This is a genomic window from Acidovorax sp. KPB24-07 (genome assembly GCF_057543315.1).
The window spans coordinates 1-3912 of sequence record NZ_BAAJYS010000316.1 but is presented as its reverse complement, the minus strand read 5'-3'; the positions used below and the strand labels follow the sequence as shown (position 1 = coordinate 3912).

Below are 3912 nucleotides of genomic sequence, written 5' to 3'. Positions count from 1 at the left end.
CCTGGCCGGTGGCGCCGCTGCACAGCCCCTGCCGGGCCAGGGCGTGCGCGTGCAGCCGCTGCAAAGCTCCATCGCGGAGGAGACCTTCCAGACCCTGCTGGTCGGCCGCGCGCTGCAAAAGCTGGGCTACGACGTGCAGCCCATCAAGGAGATCGAGTACGCCACCGCGCACGTGGCGATCGCCAACGGGGACGCCACCTTCATGGCGGACCACTGGGACCCGCTGCACGCGGACTTCTACAAGAACGCCGGCGGCGATGCCAGGCTGTGGCGCCAAGGCACCTATTCGCAGAACGCCGCGCAGGGCTACCTGATCGACCGCAAGACGGCCGAGAAGTACCGCATCACCCACATCGACCAGCTCAAGGACCCCAAGCTCGCCAAGCTCTTCGACACCAACGGCGACGGCAAGGCCGACCTCACGGGCTGCAATCCCGGCTGGGGCTGCGAGGGCGTGATCGAGCACCAGTTGAAGGCCTTCGGCCTGGGCGCCACGGTCACGCACGTGCAGGGCAGCTACTCCGCGCTGATCGCCGACACCATCGCGCGCTTCAAGCAGGGCCAGCCCATCCTCTACTACACCTGGACGCCCTACTGGGTGAGCGGCGTGCTGCGCCCGGGCCAGGACGTGGTGTGGCTGCAGGTGCCGCGGTCTTCGTTGCCGGGCGCGCAGGCCGGGCAGGACACCGCCCTGCCCGACGGCAAGAACTACGGCTTCGTGCTGAACACCCAGCGCATCGTGGCCAACAAGGCCTTCGCCGAGAAGAATCCCGCCGCCGCGCGCCTGTTCGAGGTGATGCAGCTGCCCGTGGGCGACATCAACGCCCAGAACCTGGCGATGAAGAACGGCCAGAACCAGCCGGCCGACGTGGCGCGCCACACCGACGGCTGGATCAAGGCCCACCAGAAGACCTTCGACGGCTGGATCCAGCAGGCGCTCGCCGCGGCCAGGCCCTGAGGCGGCGCGCAGGCCCCGGGCACGCGCTGCCCGAGGGCATCACGCCGCGCCATCGGCCTGCGCCTGGAAGGCGCGCGTGAAGTCGCAGCACGACTGCGCCAGCATGATGATCGAGGCGGCCAGCGCGCTGCGGTGCTCGCCCTTGTGCATGGCCACGTAGGGCACGCTGGGCAGCGCGGGCACCACGTCGATCACGGCCAGCATGCCCGCCGCGATCAGCGGCGCCAGGCAGTGCCGGGGCAGGTAGGCCACCCCCAGGCCCGACACGGTGAGACCTGTGAGCGCGACGAGGTTGCTCACCACGATGGCGTCGGCCAGTTCCACCCCGCGCTCCTTCATCCACGCGTCGTAGAGCCGCCCGGTGCCCGAGGCGTTGCCCTGCACCAGCAGGCGGTGGCGCGCCAGTTCGTGCAACCGCACCGTGCCGGCCGGCACCAGCCCGGGCTTGCACATCCACGCGCTTTCCCCCTGGCCGATCGCCTTGGCCGGCAGGCGCGCATCGGCGAAGGCATCGGGCACGATGATGAGGTCCAGCTCGTCGGCCAGCAGCTTGTCGCGCAGGGGCAGGCTGCCGTCCACATCGGGCTCCAGGGTCACCTTGGGGTAGTGCTGCTGCACCAGGGCGACCAGCCGGGGCAGCCAGGTCATCGCGGTGAGTTCGGTCACGCCGATGCGCAGGCGCCGCTCGATCACGCCGGGCTTGCCGAACTGCTCCACCGCCGCATCGCGCTGGCGCAGCAGCTTGCGGGCGAGCACGAACATCTCCTCGCCCTTTTCGGTCAGCCGCGCCGTGCGCTGGCTGCGGTCGAACAGCGGCGTGTCGAAGAGCAGCTCCAGTTCGTGCACCCGTTTGGACACGGCCGACTGCGAGGTGTGCAGCTTCTGGGCCGCCTGCGCAAAGCCGCCGAGCTGGCCGATCCAGTACAGCGCTTCGAGTTGCTTGAAGGTCATCATGGCGGGGATTTCAGAACACTTTTATTCATCCGATTCGAGCACAAAAAAATCGCTTTTTCAAAAGCGTCGGCGCTTTGAGAATGCCTTTCAGCCCCTCGCCAACGCGAGGTCCCCAGCGCCCTCTTCCGAAAGCCCGCCATGCACCGCCTGCCCCGCCCCCTTGCCTTCGCCCTGCGCCGCACCCTGTCCCTGGCGGTCTGCGCCGCCCTGCTGTCCACCGCGGCCAGCGCCCAGGAAATCGACACCCTGCGCAAGATCAAGGAGAGCGGCACCCTCATCATCGGCAGCCGCGACAGCTCCATTCCGTTTTCGTACAAGCCCACCGGCAGCGGCGACCCCATCGGCTTTTCCAACGACATCTGCCTGAAGATCGCCGAGGCGGTGAAGGCCAAGCTCGGCCTGCCCACGCTGCGCGTGCAATACACCCTGCTCAACTCGCTCAACCGCATTCCGCTGCTGCAAAACGGCACCGTGGACCTGGACTGCGCCACCACCACCAATTCGGTCGTGCGCCAGCAGCACGTGAATTTCGCGCCCAGCCATTTCGTGACCAACATCACCGTGGCGGTGAAGAAGAACTCCGGCATCCAGTCGCTGGCCGACCTGGCCGGCAAGACGGTGGCCACCGTGGCGGGCAGCACGTCGATCCAGCTGCTGCGCACCTACAAGCGCGCCGAGAACCTGGAGGTGCAGGAAATCTCGGGCAAGGACACGGCCGATGCCTTCCTGCTGCTGGCCAGCGACCGCGCCGCCGCCTACGTGCTGGACGACGTGCAGCTGGCCGGCCTGATCGCCACCGCGCCCAACCCGGGCGACTTCCGCATCCTCAAGGACGTGGTGCTGCGCCAGGAGCCCTACGGGATCATGCTGCGCAAGAACGACCCGCAGTTCCAGGCCCTGGTGGACCAGACGGTGACCGGCCTGATGCGCTCCGGCGAAATGGAGCGGCTGTACGCGCGCTGGTTCACCCAGCCCATCCCGCCGAGCAACGTGAACCTGAACTTCCCCATGTCCGACGCCGTGCGCGAAGCCTTCCGCAACCCCAGCAACAAGGGCGTGTGATGGCAGGCCACAGCAACACCACACCCTACCCGCAGGGCCGCCTCTTCCCCGACGCCCTGATGCGCGAGGTGCGAGAGCGCTTCCTGCAGGTGGAGCGCGACCACCACGGCCACGAGCGGCTGTATTTCGACAACGCGGGCGGCTCGTTCCGGCTGAAGGCGGCGGTGGAGCGCTTCGCGCAGATCGATGCCGTGCCGGACAACACCGAGCGCATCCACGCCACGGCGCGCGAGCTGCAGGATATCCAGGCCGCCGGCGTGGCCGACGTGCGGCTGCTGCTCAACGCCACGGGCGGCAGCGTGTACGCCGCGCTCACCGCCTCGGGCGCCATGTTCGAGATGGTGCGGGCCGTGGCGCAGAACGTGCCGGGCACCAACATGGTCACCACCGTGCTGGAGCACCCCTCGTCGTACGACGCCATGGAGCGCTACGCCCGCGAAATGGGCCGCGAGCTGCGCGTGGCGCCCAGCAACCGCGCCACCGGCGGCGTGGACGTGGACGCCATCGTGGCCCTGGTGGACGAGGGCACCAGCGTGCTCAACGTGATCCACGCCTCCAACATCTCCGGCGCCAAGCTGGACCTGGAGGCCATCGTGCGCCGGGCGCGCGCCATCCGGCCCGACCTGTACATCCTGGTGGACGCGGTGCAGCACGCGCCGCACGGCCTCATCGACCTGCAGAAGACGCCGGTGGACGGCATCAACATCGCGCCCTACAAGTTCTTCGGCTGCCGGGGCTCCGGCTTCGCCTGGCTGTCCGACCGCGCGGCCGCCCTGCCGCACCACAAGCTGTCGGCCAAGCCCGCCGACTTCTGGGACCTGGGCAGCACCGCGCCGTGGCAGTTCGCCGTGGTGACGGAGATCGTGGACTACGTGTGCTGGCTCGGCGCGCAGGCGCCCGAGGGCGGGCCCGCCGGCGATGCGGCCCCTGGCGACCGG

The 3912-nt window shown here is 69.0% G+C and carries 4 protein-coding genes; 3 read left to right on the top strand and 1 reads right to left on the bottom strand.

The genetic code is table 11. The features are described 5' to 3' along the window. Position 1 precedes the first annotated feature (1 nt). On the top strand, positions 2-958 hold the full coding sequence (proX, locus tag AC27IQ_RS20045; RefSeq protein ID WP_487090536.1) for a glycine betaine/L-proline ABC transporter substrate-binding protein ProX: 957 nt from the start codon (positions 2-4) through the stop codon (positions 956-958). A 39-nt stretch (positions 959-997) separates the two neighbouring features. Here proX and AC27IQ_RS20040 read toward each other — a convergent pair whose 3' ends face one another. Then, a complete protein-coding gene (locus tag AC27IQ_RS20040) occupies positions 998-1909 on the bottom strand; it encodes a LysR family transcriptional regulator (RefSeq protein WP_487090537.1) in 912 nt (303 codons plus the stop codon). A 141-nt stretch (positions 1910-2050) separates the two neighbouring features. Here AC27IQ_RS20040 and AC27IQ_RS20035 point away from each other — a divergent pair, with 141 nt between their 5' ends. Both AC27IQ_RS20035 and AC27IQ_RS20030 read left to right on the top strand, forming a co-directional pair. Then, positions 2051-2974, top strand: coding sequence for an amino acid ABC transporter substrate-binding protein (locus AC27IQ_RS20035; RefSeq protein WP_284406812.1), 924 nt, complete (start codon positions 2051-2053; stop codon positions 2972-2974). Beyond that, positions 2974-3912, top strand: a 939-nt coding sequence (locus AC27IQ_RS20030) for an aminotransferase class V-fold PLP-dependent enzyme (protein WP_487090535.1), incomplete at its 3' end; no start/stop codon positions are given. The genes AC27IQ_RS20035 and AC27IQ_RS20030, both read left to right, overlap by 1 nt.

Coding starts and splice junctions, on each gene's coding strand:
- AC27IQ_RS20035 (WP_284406812.1), top strand. CDS start 2,051: ATGCACCGCCTGCCCCGCCCCCTTGCCTTCGCCCTGCGCCGCACCCTG.
- AC27IQ_RS20040 (WP_487090537.1), bottom strand. CDS start 1,909: ATGACCTTCAAGCAACTCGAAGCGCTGTACTGGATCGGCCAGCTCGGC.